The sequence below is a fragment of the Pseudomonas sp. SMN5 genome (genome assembly GCF_052041925.1).
Taxonomy (GTDB): Bacteria; Pseudomonadota; Gammaproteobacteria; order Pseudomonadales; family Pseudomonadaceae; genus Aquipseudomonas.
The window spans coordinates 101,491-123,849 of sequence record NZ_JBKGGX010000017.1 but is presented as its reverse complement, the minus strand read 5'-3'; the positions used below and the strand labels follow the sequence as shown (position 1 = coordinate 123,849).

The window sequence follows — 22,359 nt, the reverse complement described above, 5'->3', positions numbered from 1 at the left end:
GGCGACGAGAATTTTGAAGGTGGCGCTTATTTCGGTCGGTGGTGCGTGGAAGCCGTGGCGGCCGTGAAAGCCTTCGGGATTGATGATTCGCAATGCTTGGGGCTTGAGCATTATCCCGGGGATTTACTCCGGCCTGATGGTCCGAATACCCATCCGGCAAGGCAAGACATCGCGCCACCTGCGCCAGTGGTCGCGGAGATGAAGGCGGGTTTTTGGGGAAGACTGTTGGGGCGTCGCTAAGTGACGATCTGACGAGCAAAGCCGGAATGTCACTGCCAGTTCAGCAAATGCCAAGTGGACACCTGACCCCGTGGCGAGGGAGCTTGCTCCCGCTGGGCTGCGCAGCGGCCCTCGACAAGGCAGGGGCCGCTTCGCGCCCCAGCGGGAGCAAGCTCCCTCGCCACAGGGTGTGTTCTATCCCAAAGCACAGATTCTACCTGGGCTGCCCGAGATCCTCTGGCGCACTGGCATTAACGCTTTCCCGCACTAAACCTCTCCCATACGATCAGTTAACGGAACGCCATTTGCGGCCGATAAGCTGATGAGCACCCGTTTGGGCGCATCTTTTTTACTTGCCTGGACATCCTCGATGCTGGCGTACCACCAAAAAAGTTTTCTGATCGTCGATGATTTCTCGGATTTCCGCAGCTCGATCCGCTCCATGTTGCGGGAGCTGGGCGTCAAAGATGTGGACACCGCCGATACCGGTGAAGTGGCGCTGCGCATGTGCTCGCAGAAGCGCTATGACTTTATTTTGCAGGACTATCATCTGGGCGATGGGCGCAAGAACGGCCAGCAGGTGCTGGAAGACCTGATGGTCGAGAAGCTCATCAGTCATGAAAGCGTGTTCCTCATGGTGACCGCCGAGACCAGTCAGGCGATGGTGCTCAGCGCCCTGGAGCATGAGCCCGACGCGTATTTGACCAAGCCGTTCAACCGTTCCGGCCTGGCCCAGCGGCTGGAGCGACTGGAACAGCGCAAGACCCTGCTCAAACCGATCCTCCAGGCGCTGGATCGCGGCAAGCCGTTGGAAGTGCTTAACGCCTGCATTGCCTTGTGCAAGCAGGATCCGCGCTACGGGCCGTTGTGCCTGCGCTATCGGGCCGATGCGTTGCGCGACCTGAATCAGAACGAGGCCCTGGAGCGCCTGTACAACACCATCCTGGCGGATCGTCCGTTGCCCTGGGCCTATGCGGGCCTGGGCAAGTTGCTGTTCAAGCGCGGTCAGGTCGGGCAGGCCAAGGAGGTCTATGAAAAGGCCTTGAAAACCTTCCCGATGATGCCGGCCCTGTACGACGGCATGGCCGAGGTGCTGGTGGCCGAAGGCGATACGAAACAAGCCCAGAGTGTCCTGGAAGAAGCGGTTCGCCTGTCGCCGCTGGCGGTGCGCCGGCAGTCGTTGCTGGGCAAGCTGGCGATGACCAACGAAGACTATGACACCGCGTCCAGGGCCTATCGCCAGGCGGTCGGGCAGGGCGCGCAGTCGCGTTTCAAGGACCCGGAAAGCAACCTCGGCCTGGCCCATGCGCTGATCAGCAAGGGCAGCGAAAAGGGCCTCGACACCCGCACACGGCTGGAGATCAACACTACCCTCAGCGCCGTGGCGAAGGAAAACCTCAACGACCCGGGGTTGCAGGTCCGGGCGCGGTTGATGAAGGCCACGAGCCTGTTGCTCAACGACGCCGAAACCGCGGAGAAACTCACCGAACAGGCCTTGCAGCGCCTCGATGGCATGGAACAGTTCATGAGCGCCGAAGCCGCGTTGCTGGTCGCCAAGCAGTTGCAGATGCTCGGCCAGACCAGTGCCGGCGAGTCGATGCTCAAGAACTGCGCGGAAATCTACGGTGATGATCCGGCGGTGATGCAAGGCATCGCCAAACTCACCGATGACCCGAACATTCTCAACCAGGGCAATGCCGCCGCCGAGCTGAACCGCGAAGGTGTGCGCGTCTACAAGACGGGCGCATTGCCAGAGGCGCGGGAGTTGTTCCGCCGCGCACTGAAAATGCAGCCCAAGAACATCAGTATTGCTTTGAACATGGCGCAGTCCCTTTTGCACGGCACCGATACCAGCGTGGAATCGGAACTGCTGCAAGAGTGTCGCGCCTGCCTGAAACTGGTGGGCATGATGCCCGATACCGATGCGCGTTTTGCGCGTTATCAGAAACTGCGAAGCAAGGCATTTGGCGATGAATGACAGCGAACAGGCACTCGATTTTTCCACGGTGATCGCATCGACCGTGCACGACATGAAGAACTCCCTGACCTTGCTCATGCAGGCGCATACGCAATGGCTCGAGCGGTTGCCCGAGCCCGATCGCCAGACCCCGGAGCAGGGTGTCATCGAGTTCGAGTTCGCCCACCTCAACGGCCTGATGGTGCAGTTGCTGGGGCTCTACAAGCTCGGCGTCAACCAGTTGCCACTGCATCCGGCCTATCACGAACTGGATGATTTCATCGAGGCGCAGTTGGCCGGTCACCAGGACGTGTTCCGCAGCCGCGGGATCATGGCGACCTATGAAGTCGATCCGCTGAGCCCCCTGGGCTTTTTCGACCGCGAGCTCATTGCCTCGGTGCTCGACAACTGCATCACCAACGCCATTCGCCACGGGCGCCAGGCGTTATTGATCAGTGCCAGCGACGAGGCCGGGCACCTGGTGTTGACCATCAATGACGACGGTGACGGCTACCCGGCCGAAATGATCGAGCGTCAGGCCGAATATGTGCAGGGTATCAACCACAGCAGCGGCAGCACCGGCCTGGGCTTGTACTTTGCCGCGCGGATCGCCGGGTTGCATCAGCGCGGCGGCGTGTGCGGGCGTACCGAGATTGCCAATGGCGGTGTGCTGGGCGGTGGGGTGTTCCGCATCTATCTGCCGTAAGTCATCGAGCAGCAGAGTCAAAACCCTGTGGGAGCGGGCTTGCTCGCGAATGCGGTGTATCAGACGGAGATTTATTAACTGACACACCGCATTCGCGAGCAAGCCCGCTCCCACATGAGAAATCGCTCGGTGTTTATTGTGTTGGGCTGCTTGATATTCCGAACAGCCGAAGCCTATTTTGTACGGGTCGCCGCTCGCGGCTCGCACATAACAAGGATTGCGTCATGACGACCGATGGCCTGGGTTCACTCGCACAGCGACTGACCGGCATTGATGAGATTGAATGTGTCACGCCGGATTTGAATGGCGTGCCGCGAGGCAAGGTAATGACCGCCGAGGGCTTTCTCGAAGGCCGGCGGTTGCAGCTGGCGCGGGGCGTATTGCTGCAGTGCATCATGGGCGGTTATCCGCCGGCGCGTTTCTATGGCGGTGAGGACGGAGACCTGGCGTTGGTGGCCGATCCGAAACAGATCCATCGCCTGCCATGGAGCCGGCAGCCTCGTGCCCTGGCAATCTGTGACGCCGACGAACTGAGTGGCGAAAGCTCGCCGCTGTCCACGCGTGGCCAACTCAAAACGGTGATCGCCCGCTATGCGGCCCATGGCTTGGCGCCAGTGGTGGCGACCGAGCTGGAATTTTTCGTGTTCGCGCCCAACCCGGACCCGACTCAGCCGTTCCAGCCGCCGGTGGGCCTGGACGGTCGTCGCGAAGATGGGCAATCGGCGTTCAGCGTCAGCTCCAACAACGGCCTGCGCCCGTTCTTCAGTGAAGTCTATGAAGCCATGGCGGCGCTGGGCTTGCCTCGTGACACCTTCATGCATGAAATGGGCGTGAGCCAGTTCGAAATCAATCTGCTGCATGGCGACCCGCTGTTATTGGCCGACCAGACGTTCCTGTTCAAGCACCTGCTCAAGGAAGTGGCGCTCAAGCACGGCCTGACCGTGGTCTGCATGGCCAAGCCATTGGCGCACACCGCGGGCAGTTCGATGCACATCCATCAGAGCCTCGTCGAGCTCGACAGTGGTCGCAACGTGTTTTCCGATGAGGCCGGCGAGCCGACAGCGGCCTTCCGGCATTTCATTGGCGGGCAACAGGCCTGCCTGGCGGATTTCACTGCGCTGCTGGCGCCGAACGTGAACTCCTACCAGCGCCTGTGCCACCCATACGCCTCCCCGAACAATGCCTGCTGGTCCCATGACAATCGCTCGGCCGGGTTGCGCATACCCGCCAGCTCACCGGTGGCCCGACGGGTCGAAAACCGTCTGCCGGGTGCGGATGCCAACCCGTACTTGGCGATTGCCGCCAGCCTGGCCGCCGGGCTTTATGGCATCGAGCAGCGCCTGGAACCGAGCGCGGCGATCCAGGGTGAATTCGAGGTCCCGGATAATCTGTCGCTGCCATGTACCTTGCATGCCGCCCTGGAACGTCTGAAGCGTAGCCAGGTCGCGAAGGAACTGTTCGGTAGCGAGTTCATCGAAGGTTACATCGCTACGAAGAGCCTGGAACTGACCAGTTTCTTTGATGAGATCACGGCCTGGGAACGACGCGTCCTGGCGGCACAGGCCTAGGCTATGCACGAAATAGCTTGAAACTTGGTTATGCGGCGTTAAAACCGGCTCGTGCGCGAGTCCGATCGGAATGCTCATTGACAACCAGTCAAGTCGAGTGCGACCCCGGCCGTTCCTCGCCGGTTTTTGCCTTGCCTAACCTGCGTTTCAAACTATCTCGTACACAGCCTGACCAACCGCTGCATCCGGGCTATCTTGCAAGGTAGCCCTCACTCACTTCAAGGAGCCGCTCGGAACGCCGATGCGCCAAATCTGGAAACCTTTTCGAGCGCTTTATTTCGCCTCGCTGATGATGTTGATCGGCTCCGGCCTCTTGAGTACTTACCTGGCCTTGCGGCTGGCGGCCGACCATGTCGACAGCCTTTGGGTCGGTGCGCTGATGGCGGCCAACTACTTCGGCCTGGTGTTGGGTGGCAAGATCGGCCACCGGCTGATCGCCCGGGTCGGGCATATCCGGGCCTATTCAGCCTGCGCCGGGATCGTTGGCGCGGCGGTCCTGGGGCACGGTCTGGTGAACTGGTTGCCGGCCTGGATCGTGCTACGGATGATCGTGGGCCTGGGCATGATGTGCCAGTACATGGTCATCGAAAGCTGGCTCAACGAGCAGGCCGACGCCAAGCAGCGTGGCGTGGTGTTCAGCGGCTACATGATTGCCTCGTACTTGGGGTTGGTGCTGGGCCAGCTGATCCTGGTCATGCATCCGGCCCTGGGGCTGGAACTGCTGATGCTGGTGGCGCTGTGTTTTGCCCTGTGTCTGGTGCCGGTCGCGCTGACCCGGCGGATTCACCCGGCACCGCTGCGTCCGGCACCGATGGAGCCGCGTTTTTTCATCAAGCGGGTGCCGCAGTCGCTGAGCACCGTGCTGGGCTCGGGACTGATCGTCGGCTCGTTCTATGGCCTGGCGCCGTTGTATGCCTCGCAGCAGGGTTTGTCCACCGAGCAGGTCGGTCTGTTCATGGGTAGCTGCATCTTTGCCGGATTGCTGGTCCAGTGGCCGTTGGGCTGGTTGTCCGACCGTTATGACCGGGCGATGCTGATCCGCTGCTTTGCGCTGTTCCTCGCGGTCTGCGCGATGCCGCTGGCGATTCTGCAGCAGGTGCCGCTTGAGGTGCTGTTCGTGGCCGGCTTCTGCTGTTCGCTGGTCCAGTTCTGCCTGTATCCATTGGCGGTGGCGTTCTCCAACGACCACGTCGAAGGTGATCGGCGGGTGTCGCTGACGGCGATGCTGCTGGTGACCTACGGTGTTGGCGCCAGTATCGGGCCACTGGTGGCGGGGGTGCTGATGAAAATGTTCGGCAGTCACATGTTGTATGCCTTTTCTGCCTTCTTCGCCCTGGTGCTGGTGTGGCGGATCCGGCCGAAAGCGGTGACCAACCTGCATCAGGTCGACGACGCGCCGTTGCATCACGTTGCCATGCCGGACAGCATGTCGAGTTCGCCGCTGGTGGCCTGTCTCGACCCGCGGGTGGACGAGCAGGTGGTGCAAGATCAGATGCAGGCGCCGGCCACTCCGGACGTTGAGCCAGGGCCCGAGCCCGAGCCCGAGCACGAAACGGTGGCGGAGACTGATGCAGCGGACTTCACCCAGGCCAGGCCTTGAGGTTGTCGGCGATAAAGGCGTCAACAATTGGTACACCGCGGTGGCGCCTATCGCGAGCAGGCTCGCTCCCACAGGGGGGCTGTGTTGGGCGAGTCATCCCAAGCACATCGATTTAATGTGTGAGCGAGCCTGCTCGCGATGAGGCCAGCGCAAGCACAGCAATGCCTGGAGTGAGGATATCCAGAAAGGCATAAAAAACGGGCAGTCACCGCAAGGGACTGCCCGTTTTTTTCAAAAGCTTGGAATCAGAGCTCGTCTTTATCGAAACGACGGGCTTCACGCTGGAGTTGATAGACAAAGCGCTCGACCTGACGCTGCACCAGACCGCTGACATTATGGAAGCGCACGCCGGCGAAGGTGGTGTTGATTCGTTCTTCGAAATGCAGGTGGCGCAACTCGACCGGTGCAGTCATGTTGCCAAAGGGCAGGGCGGCGATGAAGCGCTCATAGACCTGGCCCAATTGCAGGCGTTCGGTGATGTCGCCTTCGAAGCGCAGCTTGCAGCCGGTGGCCGAGATGTCCAGGAGCTTGCCGCTGACCGGGGACTTGAGCTTATCGCCACCCAGTTCGACGCTCACCAGTTGCGTCAGTTTCAGAGCGGCGCGAAAGGCGTTGCGGCGCTGGTGATAAACCACTTCCTCAGGCAGGGCGCCACGATAGCAGCGACCATCCTTGGACTCATCGATGGTCAGCGGACCGTTGCTTTCCCAGGCGATACGCACACCGTCATGGAAGCCTTCGACACGAAACGGCTCGCCTGCCAGCAGGAAGCGTTCGCCATCACGCGGAATCATTTCATCCAGGGCAATGGTGTTGTTCTCGCGATCCACATTCACCAGATAGCTTTGAAAACGCTGGGTGCGTTCGTGAAAGGTAATGATCAGCGGGTCGTGGCTTTCCTGCAGCATCCGCAGGTTGCCGGAGATTTCCAGAGGCGTGGTGAGGACCTTCGGTGGCTGCGGAGCATCATCCGCGTTTGAGGCATTGAACACGGTAGGTCAATCTCCAGGCAAAATACGACTACGAGTAGCTAGCATTTTGCCAGCATGTCTCGCGCGTTGATAGAGCACAGGCGCTGTTCCTTTTACGCCTGACTGAGCGGGCGGTGCTTGACCATCCGGGCGGTCGAGCCGCTGGCGTCATACAGCGTCGGGATTTCGCCGCCGTTGAGGATACGCAACTGATTGGCGGTGGCGGCCTGCTGGGTCAGGATCGACTGGCCATTACGCGCATTGGTCGCTTGGCACTGGGCGAGCAGGTCATTGAGGACTTTGCTCTGGGACAGCAATTGATCGCCGATCGACGACTGGCTGGCCAGTTGCTCGAGGCCTTCGTGAGTGGCGGGCAGGTTGAGGCTGATGAGGATCTCGCTGCGCTTGCGGCCATGCTGGTCGAGCAGAATGATCAATGCCTGCTTCTGCGCCAGGATATTTTCCAGCAGAGGCATGTCGCGACCGTGCAACGCCACGGATTCGGCCTGCAGTAATTCCAGCAGCTGTTGCGCTGGAGCGAAGTCGTCGATGATCAGTTGCAATAAATTCGTGTCGTGCATGGCTGGCCTTGGGTCTTGAGCGTCCAAAAGCCTGCGCAGGCGGCGGCCTAGCGCTGGGCTTCGAAGTTGAGCAGTTTGCTGGCTACGCGGTTGCTGTCGACTTTATAGCTGCCATCGGCGATTGCTGCTTTCAATTCGGCCACGCGGGCTTTATCGACGACAGGTTGATCGCGCAGCTTGTCAGTGACCTTCTGCAACTGCTGGGCCTCAGTGCTGAGGTGTACGGACTCTCCGGTGTTGACCTTTTCGGCCTGGGTAGGCAGCGGTGCGGACTTGTCGGTTTCCTTGCTCGCGCTGGTACGGGTAGTGCCTGGCAACGGTGAAGAGCTGTTTAAACGATTGAAGTCGATGACCATGGTAGAAAACCTCTGGATATTTGGACGCTTGCCATGTTCTCGGCCATCCCTGAAAAAACTTTAGGCTCATTTATTCAATGAACATGCGCACGTCTGCGCAAGCCTTCGTATAAAGGCACAGTCTAGGGAACACCGGGGTCAAGCGCCAGCTTTGTACCCGTCTCTACCAAGTCTCTACATGGCCACTTCCACCTGGCCGGGGGCCATGACCTGCGCTTTGATTACCCGTTGGGAGTTGAGGTTTTTCACCCGGATCTGTTCCCGCATACCGCCATTGGACAAGGCCTCGCCGGGCATCCGTACCGCCAGGGTACCGCTGCGGGCGGTGATGACCACCTGGTCGCCCTTGCGTACCACTTCGGCTTGCTCCAGATGCACCAGGGTGACAACCTGGTCGGCTACCATTGGTCGGACAAGTTTCTGCCCGATGGCCTGATCCACCGACGTCAGGAAACCCTGGGTGATCTGGCTGATGTCGCGTTCGCGCAGCACGACGTCCTGGGGCTCGACGATCCCGGCCCGTTTGAGCGGACGAGTGGTCGTGACGATTTCCCGATACAGGCGCACTTGAGCCGGTACGAACACGGTCCACGGGGCGGCGCTGTCGCAACGAACCTTGACCGTGACGCGACCCAGGGGCCGGGCCGGACTCTCCAGCGAGGCAGTCAATTCCTTGTCGCACATCGGCATGCGCAGGCGCGGGTCGAGCTGGTTGACTTCGATTTCATAGCGACCTTCGGTTTGACTGGTAGCCAGGTAGTCTTCTACGGTGAATTCAAGAAAGCCCTGAGTGACGCCGATAAGGAGATCAGGCAAGGTAACCGGAGCATCTGCCAGGGCAGGGCGGCCCGAAGCGAACAGGCAGACAGCCAGCAGTGCACCGAGCCAGTAGCGGCAGTGAGTGGTCAGGCGTCGAGAAAATGTCGTTTGTGCGTTCATGCCGGTTGAATAGCAAGCCCCGTGCCGTTTAATGATTCAGGCGCGTCGGACACATTAGCGTTAGGTAGGAGTCAGGGCATGGCGGGAGTAATGGATTCAGTAAACCAGCGCACTCAGCTGGTGGGTCAGAATCGCCTGGAGCTGTTGTTGTTCCGTCTCGACGGACAGCAAATGTATGGGATCAACGTATTCAAGGTGCGCGAGGTGCTGCAATGCCCCAAGCTGACCCTGATGCCCAAGTCCAGTCCCGTCGTGTGCGGTGTGGCGAATATTCGCGGAGCGACGATCCCGATCCTCGATCTGGCAATGGCGACCGGTTCCGGTCGGCTGCTGGACCAGAGCAATCCGTTCGTGATCATCACTGAGTACAACACCAAGACCCAGGGCTTCCTGGTGCGCTCGGTGGAACGCATCGTCAACATGAACTGGGAAGAGATCCATCCACCGCCCAAGGGCACCGGTCGTGATCACTACCTGACGGCAGTGACCCGGGTCGACAACCAGTTGGTGGAAATCATCGACGTGGAGAAAATCCTCGCCGAAGTGGCGCCGACCCCGGAAGCCATTTCCGTCGGTGTGGTGGATGCCGAGACCCAGCACAAGGCGATTTCGCTGCGGGTGCTGACCGTCGATGACTCGTCGGTGGCACGCAAGCAGGTGACGCGTTGCCTGCAGACCATCGGTGTCGAAGTGGTGGCGCTGAATGACGGGCGCCAGGCGCTGGACTACCTGCGCAAGCTGGTGGAAGAGGGCAAGAAGCCCGAAGAAGAGTTCCTGATGATGATCTCGGACATCGAGATGCCGGAGATGGACGGCTACACCCTGACCTCGGAGATCCGCAGCGATCCGCGTATGCAGAAGCTGCACATCATCCTGCACACCTCGTTGTCCGGGGTTTTCAACCAGGCGATGGTCAAGAAGGTCGGTGCCGACGATTTCCTGGCGAAATTCCGGCCCGATGATCTGGCGTCCCGGGTGGTCGATCGGATCAAGACAGCAGGATAAAAGGTCGGGCGCGTTGTGCGCCCGGCAAATCAATACAATGAAAGAGGCGGCATCTTGTCTACGGGTAATTTGGATTTCGAACAGTTCCGGGTCTTCCTGGAAAAAGCCTGTGGCATATTGCTTGGTGAGAACAAGCAATACCTGGTGTCGAGCCGTCTCAACAAATTGATGGAGCAACAGGGCCTCAAATCGTTGGGCGAGCTGGTGCAGCGTATCCAGACCCAGCCGCGCAGTGGCCTGCGCGAGATGGTGGTGGATGCGATGACCACCAACGAAACCTTGTGGTTTCGTGACACCTATCCATTCGAGGTATTGAAGAACAAGGTACTGCCGGCGGCCATCAAGGCCAGTCCGGGGCAGCGCTTGCGGATCTGGTCGGCGGCGTGTTCGTCGGGACAGGAACCGTACTCGATCTCGATGTCCATCGACGAATTCGAGCGGACCAATATCGGCCAGTTGAAGGGCGGCGTGCAAATCGTCGCCACCGACTTGTCGGGGTCCATGCTCACCAACTGCAAGACCGGCGAGTACGATAGCCTGGCCATCGGCCGTGGCCTGTCGCCTGATCGCCTGCAACGCTACTTCGACCCGAAAGGTCCGGGGCGCTGGGTGGTCAAGGCGCCGATCAAGAATCGTGTGGAGTTCCGCTCGTTCAACCTGCTGGACAGCTATGCCAGCCTGGGCAAATTCGACATCGTGTTCTGCCGCAACGTGCTGATCTATTTCTCCGCTGAAGTGAAGAAAGACATCCTGCTGCGGATCCACGGCACCCTGAAGCCGGGCGGTTATCTGTTCCTCGGCGCCTCAGAGGCGTTGAATGGCTTGCCGGATCATTACCAGATGGTGCAGTGCAGTCCGGGGATCATCTATCAGGCGAAGTGATTTGCCGGTGTGTCAAAAAACGGGAGCCCTCTAAGGCTCCCGTTTTTTTGCCTGTCAACTTCCATCAAATCCCCCCAATCTTCTGTGGGAGCGGGCTTGCTCGCGAAGGCGATCCAATAGAGACATTGATGCCGCCTGATACACCGCTTTCGCGGGCAAGCCCGCTCCCACAATTTCGCCGTTGACGCTGAGAGCGGCAGAAAAGCGGCAGTCAAGCGGAAGCCCATTGCCGCTTTTCTGGCATTGCCGCCTTGCCGCTGCCCGCAAAGCCCCGGTTTATGGGCTTTTGGAAAGTGGCACGACGCTTGCTATAGCCATCGTACGTACATTGGTCACTCAAAGGTTTGTGCCATGAGCATCAGCTTCGATAAAGCGCTCGGTATCCATGAAAAGGCCCTGAGCTTCCGCGCCCAGCGTGCCGAAGTCCTGGCCAACAACATTGCCAACGCCGATACCCCGAACTACAAGGCTCGGGACCTGGACTTCTCCAAAGTGCTCGCCGAGCAGAACGAGAGGACCAAGAACGGTAGCTTTGCCCTGAACATGACCAACAGCCGTCATATCGAGGCCGAGGGCCTGGGCAATGGCGATGAGTCGCTGATGTATCGCACGCCGATGCAACCTTCGATTGACCAGAACACCGTGGACGCTCAGCTGGAACAGTCCAACTATGCGGAAAACTCCGTGAACTTCCAGGCCAGCTTCACCCTGCTCAACAGCAAATTCAAAGGGCTGGTATCGGCCCTGCGCGGAGAGTAATCCATGTCGATCGCGAGCGTATTCAATATCGCCGGCAGTGCCATGAGTGCCCAGACCACTCGCCTGAACACCGTCGCCAGTAACATTGCCAACGCCGAAACCGTTTCGTCGAGCATCGACCAGACTTACCGTGCGCGCCACCCGGTCTTCGCCACTATGTTCCAGGGCGGTCAGTCCGGCGGCAGCGACTCGCTGTTCCAGGAGCAGGACGCAGCCGGGCAGGGTGTGCAGGTGCTGGGCGTGGTCGAGGACCAGAGCAATCTGGAAGCGCGTTATGAGCCAAACCATCCGGCTGCCGACGCCAAGGGTTATGTCTACTACCCGAATGTCAACGTGGTCGAAGAAATGGCCGACATGATTTCTGCCAGTCGTTCGTTCCAGACCAACGCTGAAATGATGAACACCGCCAAAACCATGATGCAGAAGGTCCTGACCCTGGGTCAGTGATAAGGGGCGAGTCACATGAGCGTTACTAACACCACCGGCGGTTTGAGCCTCAACGAAATCCTGGCCAACTCTTCGGTCAAGACCAACAAGCCCTCCGATGCCTTGGGCTCGTTGACGGGTGCGGCGACCGGCAAGAAGGAACTGGGCAAGGATGCGTTCCTGCAATTGCTGGTCACCCAGCTCAAGAACCAGAACCCGCTGGAACCCCAGGACAACGGCGAGTTCGTGGCTCAGCTGGCGCAGTTCAGCAGCCTGGAGGGCATCACCACCCTCAACCAGACCGTGAGCGGCATCGCCGGCAACTACAACTCCTCGCAAGCCTTGCAGGCCTCGTCGCTGGTGGGGCGTTCGGTCATCGCTCCGGGTGACAAGGCGGTGGTCGATACCTCCAAGAGCCTCAACGGCACCGTGGTGGTACCGGCCTCGGGCTCTGTCGCGGTCAAGATCATGGACAAGGACGGCAAGACCATCCGCACCATCGACCTTGGCGCGCAGAAAGCCGGCAACTCGGCCTTCATCTGGGATGGCAAGAACGACGCGGGCACCACCGTCGAATCCGGTACTTACACCTTCGCGGCCTCGACCACCATCGATGGCAAGCCGACGTCGCTGATCACCAACCTGCCGGCCACGGTCAGCAGCGTGACGATCAGCCAGACGGGCGGTGAATTGATGCTCAACCTGGCCGGGCTGGGCAGCATCGCCCTGTCCAAAGTACAAACTATTGGTATGTAGAGCCGACTAACCCGGCAATAGGAGTGGAAAATGTCTTTCAACATCGGCCTTAGCGGTCTCTATGCTGCCAACAAACAGCTGGACGTCACCGGCAACAACATCGCCAACGTGGCGACCACGGGTTTCAAATCGTCCCGCGCGGAATTCGAGGATGTCTACTCGGCCACCAAGCTGGGTTCGGGCAGCAAGACTGTCGGCAACGGCGTGCGCCTGGCCAACGTTTCCCAGCAATTCGGCCAGGGTGACGTCAACAACACCGGCAACGTGCTGGACATGGGGATCCAGGGCCAGGGCTTCTTTGTCCTGAGCAACGACGGTTCCCTGAGCTACACCCGTGCCGGTACCTTCAAGACCGACAAGGAAGGCTACATCACCAACAGCGATGGCACTGCCAAGTTGCAGGGCTATGGCGTGGATGCCAACGGCAAGATCCAGAACGGGATCCTGACCGACCTGCGTATCGACACGTCCAACCTGCCGCCAACCGCCACCAGCCTGGTGTCGTCGACGATCAACCTGAACTCGACCGCGTTGCCGATTACCGCCGCGTTCAATCCTAACGATACGTCCACATTCACCAAGCAGTTCACCACGCCGATCTACGACACTCAGGGCAACCAGCATTCCATGGACCAATACATGGTCAAGACTGCCGGCAATACCTGGAACGTCTATACCTTGATCGATGGTCGTAACCTGAACGGCAGCCTGCCGACCACTACCGGTGCTACCGCGCCTGTTCCGTCGACCATGAGCTTTGACTCCAGTGGCAAACTGGTTCAGGTCAGCACGCCTCCGGCGACTATCAACAACGATCTGGTCTTGACTGGCTGGGTGCCCGGTACCGTAACCAATGGTGTCTGGGCCGCCAATGGCGCTGCGAGCGCACCAACCATTACTATCTCCATGGCCAACACCACCCAGTTCAACGCAGACACCGCCCGGTCGATTCCGACTCAGAACGGCTACGCCACTGGCCAGATCACCAACCTGACCATCGACGGCAGCGGTGTATTGCTGGCCAACTTCAGCAACAACCAGACCAAGCCGATCGGCCAGCTCGCGCTCGCCAGCTTCACCAACGAGCAAGGCTTGCAGCCGGTAGGCGGTACCAGCTGGAAAGAAACCTTCGCGTCGGGTATTCCGGGCTACGACGCCCCGCAAACCGGCACCTTGGGTTCGATCGTGTCCAACTCGCTGGAAGAGTCCAACGTCAACCTGACCAACGAGCTGGTCGAGTTGATCAAGGCACAGAGCAACTACCAGGCGAACGCCAAGACCATCTCCACCCAGAGCACCATCATGCAGACCATCATTCAGATGGCGTGATGTTGATGGTTGCTTGAAGGTTGCACAAAGAGCCCCTCACAAGAGGGGCTTTTTTCTGCTCCGCTTGTTTTGGCCGTATCGCGAATAGACCCGTGTTCATCCAGATCCCTGTAGGAGCGGGCTTGCTCGCCAAAGCGGTGGTTCAGTCAATGACAGTTGTTGGATGGACCGACGCCTTCGCGAGCAAGCCTGCCCCCACATTGGAATGCGTTCCCTTGTGGGAGCGAGCCTGCTCGCGATGAGGTCAGCCCAGGCGCCACTTTCCTCCAGACAAAAGAAAACCCCCGATAAACCAGCGGTCTATCGGGGGCTTCTTTCAGCAGGCGCCTCTCAGCGCCCGCCCGCTCAGCTTATTGGCAAGCTTCGCAATCCGGCTCGTCGATCGCGCAGGCCTTTGGCACTGGCGCAGGTCCTGCCGGGGCGGCCAGGACCGAGTCGTCACCGTGGTTGCCGCCGCTGGAAACAGCGTTCAGCTTGCCGGTGTTGATGGTCGACTTCTCGGTGCTGGTGGCGGCCAGGGCACGGAGGTAGTAGGTGGTTTTCAGGCCACGGTACCAGGCCATGCGGTAGGTCACGTCCAGCTTCTTGCCCGAGGCGCCGGCGATGTACAGGTTCAGCGATTGAGCCTGGTCGATCCACTTCTGGCGACGGCTGGCGGCGTCGACGATCCACTTGGTGTCCACTTCGAACGCCGTGGCGTAGAGCGCCTTGAGTTCCTGCGGGATGCGCTCGATCTGCTGCACCGAACCGTCGTAGTACTTCAGGTCGTTGATCATGACCGAGTCCCACAGGCCGCGGGCCTTGAGGTCGCGGACCAGGTACGGGTTGATCACGGTGAATTCGCCCGACAGGTTCGATTTCACGTACAGGTTCTGGTAGGTCGGTTCGATCGACTGCGACACGCCGGTGATGTTGGCGATGGTGGCGGTCGGTGCGATGGCCATGATGTTGGAGTTACGGATGCCTTTCTGCACACGGGCGCGAACCGGTGCCCAGTCCAGGGATTCGTTCAGGTCAACGTCGATGTACTTCTCGCCGCGCTGGGCGATCAGGATCTGTTGCGAGTCCAGTGGCAGGATGCCCTTGGACCACAGCGAACCCTGGAACGTCTCGTACGAACCGCGCTCGTCGGCCAGGTCGCAGGACGCCTGGATCGCGTAGTAGCTGACCGCTTCCATGGACTTGTCGGCGAACTCGACCGCGGCATCGGAACCGTACGGGATGTGTTGCAGGTACAGCGCATCCTGGAAGCCCATGATGCCCAGGCCGACCGGACGGTGCTTGAAGTTGGAGTTCTTCGCCTGCGGCACCGAGTAGTAGTTGATGTCGATCACGTTGTCGAGCATGCGCACGGCGGTGTTCACGGTGCGTTGCAGCTTGGCGGTGTCCAGCTGGCCATCGATGATGTGGTTCGGCAGGTTGATCGAGCCCAGGTTGCAGACCGCGATCTCGTCCTTGTTGGTGTTCAGGGTGATCTCGGTGCACAGGTTCGAGCTGTGGACCACGCCCACGTGCTGCTGCGGGCTGCGCAGGTTGCACGGGTCCTTGAAGGTCAGCCATGGGTGGCCGGTCTCGAACAGCATCGAGAGCATCTTGCGCCACAGGTCCTTGGCCTGGACGACCTTGAACAGCTTGATCTTGTTGTACTCGGTCAGGGCTTCGTAGTACTCGTAGCGCTCTTCGAAGGCCTTGCCGGTCAGGTCATGCAGGTCCGGTACTTCGGACGGCGAGAACAGGGTCCACTTGCCGTCGTCGAAGACGCGCTTCATGAACAGGTCGGGGATCCAGTTGGCGGTGTTCATGTCGTGGGTACGACGACGATCGTCACCGGTGTTCTTGCGCAGCTCGATGAACTCTTCGATGTCCATGTGCCAGGTTTCCAGGTAGGCACAGACCGCGCCCTTGCGCTTGCCGCCCTGGTTGACCGCCACGGCGGTGTCGTTGACCACCTTGAGGAACGGCACGACGCCCTGGGACTTGCCGTTGGTGCCCTTGATGTACGAGCCCAATGCGCGAACCGGAGTCCAGTCGTTGCCCAGGCCACCGGCGAATTTGGACAGCATGGCGTTGTCGTGGATCGCGCCGTAGATGCCCGACAGATCGTCCGGCACGGTGGTCAGGTAGCAGCTGGACAGCTGCGGACGCAGGGTGCCGGCGTTGAACAGGGTCGGGGTCGACGCCATGTAGTCGAACGACGACAACAGGTTGTAGAACTCGATGGCACGGTCTTCTTTGTGCTTCTCTTCGATCGCCAGGCCCATGGCCACGCGCATGAAGAAGATCTGCGGCAGTTCGAAGCGGATGCCGTCCTTGTGGATGAAGTAACGGTCGTACAGGGTTTGCAGGCCCAGGTAGGTGAACTGCTGGTCACGCTCGTGGTTGATCGCCTTGCCGAGTTTTTCCAGGTCGAAGGAGGCCAGGACCGGGTTCAGCAATTCGTATTCGATACCCTTGGCGACGTAGGCCGGCAGGGCCTTGGCGTACAGGTCGGCCATTTCGTGGTGGGTCGCGCTCTCGGCGACGCCCAGGAAGCCCAGGCCTTCGGCACGCAGGGTGTCCATCAGCAGGCGGGCGGTGACGAAGGAGTAGTTCGGTTCGCGTTCTACCAGGGTCCGCGCAGTCATCACCAGAGCGGTGTTGACGTCCTTGAGGGCGACGCCGTCGTAGAGGTTCTTCAGGGTTTCGCGCTGGATCAGCTCGCCGTCGACTTCTTCCAGGCCTTCGCAGGCTTCGGTGACGATGGTGTTCAGGCGACCCATGTCCAGCGGCGCCAGGCTGCCGTCGGCGCGGGCGATGCGGATCGAAGGGTGGGCCTGGACCGGTGCGTCGGCCGGGGCGCGGGTGGCACGCTCCTTGGCGCGCGAATCACGATAGATCACGTAGTCGCGAGCCACTTTCTGCTCGCCGGCACGCATCAGGGCCAGTTCGACCTGGTCCTGGATTTCTTCGATGTGGATGGTGCCGCCCGATGGCATGCGACGCTTGAAGGTCGCGGTCACTTGTTCGGTCAGGCGGGCCACGGTGTCATGGATGCGCGACGAAGCGGCAGCGGTACCGCCTTCAACTGCAAGAAACGCTTTGGTGATGGCGACGGTGATCTTGTCATCGGTGTAAGGAACGACAGTGCCGTTACGCTTGATCACACGCAGTTGGCCTGGCGCGGTGGCGGACAGATCCGGAGTCGAATCGGCGGCCAGCGGCGCGGTGGCCTGCGGGTTCTCGCGAGTTGTGTCGGTGTGCATGGGTGTCTCCACATTCTCTATGTTTATTTGGGCGCCATTACGGTGCCCACCGTTCCGTCCTGAAGCACTACAACCGACTGGCGTCGGGTATAACAACTTCGGGACAGTAGGAAACAGGCGTCTGGCGCTGCTTCCATCCGAAGTTCTTGGCCGAGGGCCTTGGCCCTGGACCGGATTGCCGGGGTACCGGCAATGGACTGCAACACCCGTACCGTTCCGATCGTTTTCGACTTCGAAACAGTTGCCATCCGCAAGGGCGGTCTGGGCTTGGGGAAATGCGATGTTTCAGGTGGACAGAAGCCAGAAAAGCGCTTGAATTTCCTGTCCGACTTGTGTTTGGTTTTTGGCGCTAAACCCTATATGTAGGGTTTTTTGCGCGGCGGGCTACAAGATAATGCGTTTTGGGGGATGATTGCAACGTACTACCTGTGGATAAGCCTGTGCGTAATTTGTGTGCGAAACGTGGAATGCCTCTGTAGGCCGCGAACTAGCTGGAGTGGACCTTTTTTCAACGTTTTCGATGGCTCGAAAACAGCCCGAGGATTTCTGCGGGCGCGGACGTTATCACATAAAAACCGGCTGACCGAACGCATTTACCGGCTTGTTTTCTCCGGGGGTGGCGTTTATACAATCGGCCGGTGTGCTGGCATGTTTATCCTCCTTTGATATGACAAAAAGAGGGGGCGGTATTCGAACCTCTGGAGCGAGCACTGTGGTGGCGAGGAAGCTTGCTCCCGCTGGGCTGCGAAGCGGCCCCGCTTTTTGCGATTGCTGCGCAATCGAGCGGGAGCAAGCTCCCTCGCCACAGGTAAGTGCTGATCCTTCTTTTTTATTCGCAGCAAGACGAGGCCCCCCAAGTGGAACAAGAAGCCTGGCAGGTATTGATCGTCGAGGATGACCAGCGTCTGGCCGAGCTGACCCGTGAGTATCTCGAAAGCAACGGGTTGCGCGTCGCCATCGAGGGCGATGGGGCCGTGGCGGCGGCGCGGATCATTGCCGAGCAGCCGGACCTGGTGGTCCTGGACCTGATGTTGCCCGGCGAGGACGGGCTGAGCATCTGCCGCAAGGTGCGTGAGCAGTACGACGGGCCGATCCTGATGCTCACCGCCCGCACCGACGACACCGACCAGATCCAGGGCCTGGACCTGGGTGCCGATGATTACGTCTGCAAGCCGGTCCGCCCGCGTTTGCTGCTGGCGCGGATCCAGGCGCTGTTGCGCCGCAGTGAACCGGAGCCGGTGGCGCCGCAGAAACCACGGCGGCTGGAGTTCGGTCCGCTGGTGGTGGACAACGCCTTGCGCGAAGCCTGGCTGCAAGGCAACGACATCGAGCTGACCAGTGCCGAATTCGACCTGCTGTGGCTGCTCGTCGCCAACGCCGGGCGGATCCTGTCCCGGGAAGAAATCTTCACGGCCCTGCGTGGCATCGGTTATGACGGTCAGGACCGTTCCATCGACGTGCGCATCTCGCGCATCCGCCCAAAGATCGGCGACGACCCTGAGCATCCTCGGCTGATCAAGACCATCCGCAGCAAAGGCTACCTGTTCGTGCCCGAAGCTTGCGTAGACCCGGCGTCGTGAACTCGATTTTCCTGCGTATCTATGGCGGCATGTGCGCGGCGCTGGTGCTGGTGGCGGTGCTCGGTGTGCTGGCCTTGCACCTGCTCAACCAGGCCCGCAGCGAGCAGTACCGCGAGCGTCTGGCCCACGGCACGTTTTCGTTGATGGCCGACAACCTGCGCCCGATGAACGACACCGAGCGGCGTCGGGCACTGTTGGTATGGGAGCGCCTGCTGGGCATTCCGCTGGCGTTGCAGACGTTTCCCCAGACGGGCCTGGACCTGGGCCAGCGCACCCGCGTGCTGCGCGGCCAGGCGCTGGTGGAACAGACCGGACCCCACGCGGCGAAGGTCTACCGGCTGGTCAGCGATGGCGAGCAGTTGATGCTGGTGGGGGAGGTCCAGCAGATCAGCGAACAATTGGCCCGGGCGACTATCTACCTGCTGGCCGACGAACTGGTGCGCTATCCGATCAGCGAACAGCCGGCACGACTGGCGCAACTCAAGGAAGAAAAAGGCTTCGGTTTCGATCTGCGCCTCATGACCGCCGAGCAGGCGGACATGGACGAAGACCAGCGCCGCCGGGTGTCCGAGGGCGATACGGTGATGGCCTTGGGCAAGGGCGGCGACTCTATCCGTGTATTTGCCGGCATGGTCGGCACGCCCTGGGTGTTGGAAATCGGCCCGCTGTACCAGATGAATCCTTATCCGCCGCAATGGTTGGTGTTGATTGCGGCGCTGGGGCTGAGCCTGATCGGGTTGATTGTCTATCTGCTGGTACGTCAATTGGAACGGCGCCTGCGCGGCCTGGAGTCGGCCGCCACGCAGATCGCCCAGGGCAGCCTGGAAACCCGGGTGCCGGCCCGCGGCGCCGACTCGGTGGGGCGCCTGGCCGCGGCGTTCAACGGCATGGCCGAGCACTTGCAGCAATTGCTGGCGATCCAGCGTGAATTGGTCCGGGCGGTGTCCCACGAACTGCGCACCCCGGTGGCGCGCCTGCGCTTCGGCCTGGAGATGCTCGGCAGTGCCACGACTTCCCAGGCCCGGGACAAATACCTGGCAGGCATGGACCACGACATCGAAGACCTGGACCGGTTGGTGGACGAGATGCTCACCTATGCGCGGCTGGAGCAGGGCTCACCAGCGCTGAATTTCCAGCGGTTGGACCTGGACGCGTTGGTCAATCAGGTGATCGATGAGCTGGGGCCGCTGCGGGCAGGGATCAGCGTGGAGCGCGGCGTCTGCCTGTCGGCTGCCGACTGCGACGGCGCGTGGGTCGAGGCCGAGCCGCGTTTCCTGCACCGTGCCCTGCAGAACCTGGTGAGCAACGCCATGCGCCACGCCAATTCCCGGGTCACCGTCAGCTACCAGGTCGGCCAACTGCGTTGCCGGGTGGACGTGGAAGACGATGGCCCCGGCGTGCCGGAAGCAGCGTGGGAGCGGATCTTCAAGCCGTTCCTGCGCCTGGACGACAGCCGCGCCCGGGCCTCGGGTGGACATGGGCTGGGGCTGTCGATCGTGCGGCGGATCATTCATTGGCACGACGGCCGAGCGTTGATCGGCAAGAGCAAGAGCCTGGGTGGGGCGTGTTTCAGCTTGAGTTGGCCGAGGCATCAGGATAGGTCGTGAGTTCTGTAGCGCCTATATAGGCCTCATCGCGAGCAGGCTCGCTCCCACATTTGGAATGCGTCCACTGTGGGAGCGAGCTTGCTCGCGATAGCGCCTTGAAGAACACCACCAATCTCAAGCCTTGACCCCCACCAGACTCAACAACTGCCCATCCCGCACCCCGAACTGTGCCTGCAACTCAGTGCCGTGGCGCCACTCGGTGGACAAATCGGTCAGCAACCGCAGCCGCACCTGTCCGTCCGGCGTCCATTCCAGCACCTCGGCATGTTCGAAATAAAAGCGCTGGCCCACGATGGGGTACAGCGCCTTGAACAGGCTTTCCTTCACCGAAAAGGTCAGGGTTACGAGCAATGCGCGGTCGTCTTGCCCGCACGCAGCCATGCGTTGCAACTCCGGCGGGGTGAGAATTTCCCCACTCAGTCGCTCGGCGCGTTCGGGGGCGAGCAGGTTCTCCAGGTCCATGCCCAGTCCGCGCCAGTGATTCTTATCCGCGACGATGGCAGCCGCCCGGCCGGTGCTGTGGGTGATGGAGCCGCTGACGCGCTCCGGCCACACCGGGGCGCGGTCCTCGCCGATGGCCGGCACGCAAGTCTGCCCGTCGAGCCGTTGCAAGGCTGCCCGGGCACAGATCCGCCCGGCGAGGAACTCGGCCTGGCGCTTGGCGACCGAACGCTGGATGCTCGGCGGAGGCTCGATGGCGCTGTTGGCGAAGTCAGCGGTGGTCAGCAGCAATGGGTCGAAACGGGTGCTGAGCAGCACCGTATCGGGCAGGACGTCGGGCAGCAGCCAACGTTCGTCCAAGGGCGAACAGCAGGCGGGCAGGGCGGGGAGTGTCTTCATGGCGGGCATTTTGCCGGGTTGCCCGCATGCTGGGTAGGGGGGCAAAGAGAGACTAAATGGACAACGCTTTTGTGGCGAGGGAGCTTGCTCCCGCTCGGGCGTGCAGCGCCCGCAAGATTTTGGGGCCGCTGCGCAGCCCAGCGGGAGCAAGCTCCCTCGCCACAGGTGTTTATTCAGCTAAGAGAGTTGATATCAACCAAAGATCTTCTTGAAGAACACCTTCATATCCGCCCACGACTTTTCATCGGCCGCCTTGTTGTAGCCGATGTCCGGCCCGCCATGTTCGCCGTGGCTCAAACGGTCGGCGTCCGGGTTGCTGAAGCCGTGCTTGGCGCCTTCCAGGCTGACGAACTTATAGTCGACGCCGGCCTTGTCCATCTCGCTCTTGAACGCGGTCACGTTGTCCTCGGTGACCATGCTGTCCAGCGCACCATGCTCCACCAGCACCTTGGCCTTGACGCTGCCCGGCGTTGCCGGAGTGTTGGTCACCAGGGCCCCGTGGAAACTCACCACGCCCGCCAGCGGAACACCTTGGCGTGCGGCATCGAGCACCACTTTGCCGCCGAAGCAGTAACCGATGGCCGCGAGCTTGTCCGGGTCGGTCTGGGGTTGTTTCTTCAGCAGGTCGAGCCCGGCCTGGAAGCGCGCACTGGCTGCCTTGCCGTCCTTGAGCGCCGCCTGCATGAACGCCATGGCGTCCTTGGGGTGCTCGGTGTTCTTGCCGTCGCCGTACATGTCGATGGCCAGGGCGCTGTAGCCCAGGCCGGCCAGGTCGCGGGCGCGGCGCTTGGCATAATCGTTCAGCCCCCACCATTCATGCACTACCACCACACCCGGGCGCGGGCCCTTAATGGCATCGTCATAGGCGTAATAGCCGATCAGCTTCGTGCCATCGGCACTGGTGTAAGGGATTTCCTGGGTCTGGACGGCGGCGTGGCTCACACCGCTAAGGGCCAGAAGTACAACGGCAAGCAACCTGCGCATGACGGATCTCCTTGAATGAATAGTTCGCACGAAGGTGAGACACGACACTCTA

General features: G+C 60.8%; 21 protein-coding genes. 14 read left to right on the top strand and 7 right to left on the bottom strand.

Annotated elements, in window-relative coordinates; genetic code table 11:
• The 5 genes from ACLEJR_RS18340 to ACLEJR_RS18320 all read left to right on the top strand — a co-directional run.
• Window positions 1-240, top strand: a 240-nt coding sequence (locus ACLEJR_RS18340; RefSeq protein WP_440815582.1) for a PoNe immunity protein domain-containing protein, incomplete at its 5' end; no start/stop codon positions are given.
• A 349-nt stretch (window positions 241-589) separates the two neighbouring features.
• Complete coding sequence (locus ACLEJR_RS18335) at window positions 590-2,197, top strand: response regulator (protein WP_440794949.1); 1,608 nt, start codon at window positions 590-592, stop codon at window positions 2,195-2,197.
• Window positions 2,190-2,882: a sensor histidine kinase gene (locus ACLEJR_RS18330; RefSeq protein WP_440794947.1), complete on the top strand. Its 693-nt coding sequence runs from the start codon at window positions 2,190-2,192 to the stop codon at window positions 2,880-2,882. Before ACLEJR_RS18335 ends, ACLEJR_RS18330 begins: the two co-directional genes overlap by 8 nt.
• A gap of 326 nt (window positions 2,883-3,208) precedes the next feature.
• Window positions 3,209-4,450 carry a glutamine synthetase family protein gene (locus ACLEJR_RS18325; protein WP_440815589.1) on the top strand — a complete coding sequence of 414 codons (1,242 nt, stop codon included), beginning with the start codon at window positions 3,209-3,211 and terminating at the stop codon, window positions 4,448-4,450.
• Between the two features lie 241 nt (window positions 4,451-4,691).
• Window positions 4,692-6,050, top strand: a complete 1,359-nt coding sequence (locus ACLEJR_RS18320; protein ID WP_440815579.1) for an MFS transporter — start codon at window positions 4,692-4,694, stop codon at window positions 6,048-6,050.
• 245 nt (window positions 6,051-6,295) lie between these two features.
• Here ACLEJR_RS18320 and ACLEJR_RS18315 read toward each other — a convergent pair whose 3' ends face one another.
• The 4 genes from ACLEJR_RS18315 to flgA all read right to left on the bottom strand — a co-directional run bounded on the left by ACLEJR_RS18315 (window position 6,296) and on the right by flgA (window position 8,897).
• Complete coding sequence (locus ACLEJR_RS18315) at window positions 6,296-7,042, bottom strand: flagellar brake protein (protein ID WP_440794943.1); 747 nt, start codon at window positions 7,040-7,042, stop codon at window positions 6,296-6,298.
• A 92-nt stretch (window positions 7,043-7,134) separates the two neighbouring features.
• Window positions 7,135-7,602 carry a flagella synthesis protein FlgN gene (locus tag ACLEJR_RS18310; protein WP_440794941.1) on the bottom strand — a complete coding sequence of 156 codons (468 nt, stop codon included), beginning with the start codon at window positions 7,600-7,602 and terminating at the stop codon, window positions 7,135-7,137.
• A 47-nt stretch (window positions 7,603-7,649) separates the two neighbouring features.
• The gene (flgM, locus tag ACLEJR_RS18305; protein WP_440794939.1) at window positions 7,650-7,958 is read right to left on the bottom strand and encodes a flagellar biosynthesis anti-sigma factor FlgM; all 309 of its coding nucleotides are present in this window, start codon (window positions 7,956-7,958) and stop codon (window positions 7,650-7,652) included.
• A 174-nt stretch (window positions 7,959-8,132) separates the two neighbouring features.
• Complete coding sequence (gene flgA, locus ACLEJR_RS18300; RefSeq protein ID WP_440794937.1) at window positions 8,133-8,897, bottom strand: flagellar basal body P-ring formation chaperone FlgA; 765 nt, start codon at window positions 8,895-8,897, stop codon at window positions 8,133-8,135.
• Between the two features lie 78 nt (window positions 8,898-8,975).
• Between flgA and ACLEJR_RS18295 the strand changes: the two genes are divergently transcribed.
• From ACLEJR_RS18295 to flgE, 6 genes are all read left to right on the top strand, one after another.
• A complete protein-coding gene (locus tag ACLEJR_RS18295; protein WP_440794935.1) occupies window positions 8,976-9,902 on the top strand; it encodes a chemotaxis protein CheV in 927 nt (308 codons plus the stop codon).
• 54 nt (window positions 9,903-9,956) lie between these two features.
• A complete protein-coding gene (gene cheR, locus ACLEJR_RS18290) occupies window positions 9,957-10,784 on the top strand; it encodes a protein-glutamate O-methyltransferase CheR (RefSeq protein WP_440794933.1) in 828 nt (275 codons plus the stop codon).
• 351 nt (window positions 10,785-11,135) lie between these two features.
• Window positions 11,136-11,543, top strand: a complete 408-nt coding sequence (flgB, locus tag ACLEJR_RS18285) for a flagellar basal body rod protein FlgB (RefSeq protein WP_440794931.1) — start codon at window positions 11,136-11,138, stop codon at window positions 11,541-11,543.
• A 3-nt stretch (window positions 11,544-11,546) separates the two neighbouring features.
• A complete protein-coding gene (gene flgC, locus ACLEJR_RS18280; protein ID WP_003204730.1) occupies window positions 11,547-11,990 on the top strand; it encodes a flagellar basal body rod protein FlgC in 444 nt (147 codons plus the stop codon).
• A 15-nt stretch (window positions 11,991-12,005) separates the two neighbouring features.
• Window positions 12,006-12,725: a flagellar hook assembly protein FlgD gene (gene flgD, locus ACLEJR_RS18275; protein ID WP_440794929.1), complete on the top strand. Its 720-nt coding sequence runs from the start codon at window positions 12,006-12,008 to the stop codon at window positions 12,723-12,725.
• A 30-nt stretch (window positions 12,726-12,755) separates the two neighbouring features.
• A complete protein-coding gene (flgE, locus tag ACLEJR_RS18270) occupies window positions 12,756-14,054 on the top strand; it encodes a flagellar hook protein FlgE (RefSeq protein WP_440794927.1) in 1,299 nt (432 codons plus the stop codon).
• Window positions 14,055-14,404: 350 nt separating this feature from the next.
• Here flgE and ACLEJR_RS18265 read toward each other — a convergent pair whose 3' ends face one another.
• Entirely contained in the window at window positions 14,405-17,296 is a 2,892-nt protein-coding gene (locus ACLEJR_RS18265) for a ribonucleoside-diphosphate reductase subunit alpha (protein WP_440794925.1), read from the bottom strand.
• A 192-nt stretch (window positions 17,297-17,488) separates the two neighbouring features.
• On the opposite strand from ACLEJR_RS18265, the gene ACLEJR_RS18260 reads away from it, so the two are divergent.
• The 3 genes from ACLEJR_RS18260 to ACLEJR_RS18250 all read left to right on the top strand — a co-directional run bounded on the left by ACLEJR_RS18260 (window position 17,489) and on the right by ACLEJR_RS18250 (window position 20,483).
• On the top strand, window positions 17,489-17,662 hold the full coding sequence (locus tag ACLEJR_RS18260) for a hypothetical protein (RefSeq protein ID WP_440815577.1): 174 nt from the start codon (window positions 17,489-17,491) through the stop codon (window positions 17,660-17,662).
• A gap of 491 nt (window positions 17,663-18,153) precedes the next feature.
• The gene (locus ACLEJR_RS18255; protein ID WP_440794921.1) at window positions 18,154-18,876 is read left to right on the top strand and encodes a response regulator; all 723 of its coding nucleotides are present in this window, start codon (window positions 18,154-18,156) and stop codon (window positions 18,874-18,876) included.
• Window positions 18,873-20,483 carry an ATP-binding protein gene (locus ACLEJR_RS18250; RefSeq protein ID WP_440794919.1) on the top strand — a complete coding sequence of 537 codons (1,611 nt, stop codon included), beginning with the start codon at window positions 18,873-18,875 and terminating at the stop codon, window positions 20,481-20,483. The genes ACLEJR_RS18255 and ACLEJR_RS18250 overlap by 4 nt, the downstream gene beginning before the upstream one ends.
• Window positions 20,484-20,597: 114 nt before the next feature.
• Here the strand turns inward: ACLEJR_RS18250 and ACLEJR_RS18245 are convergent, their stop codons facing one another.
• Together ACLEJR_RS18245 and ACLEJR_RS18240 are read right to left on the bottom strand one after the other, a co-directional pair.
• Complete coding sequence (locus ACLEJR_RS18245; protein WP_440794917.1) at window positions 20,598-21,323, bottom strand: 4'-phosphopantetheinyl transferase family protein; 726 nt, start codon at window positions 21,321-21,323, stop codon at window positions 20,598-20,600.
• Window positions 21,324-21,515: 192 nt separating this feature from the next.
• Window positions 21,516-22,307, bottom strand: a complete 792-nt coding sequence (locus ACLEJR_RS18240) for a dienelactone hydrolase family protein (protein WP_440794915.1) — start codon at window positions 22,305-22,307, stop codon at window positions 21,516-21,518.
• Window positions 22,308-22,359 lie beyond the last annotated feature (52 nt).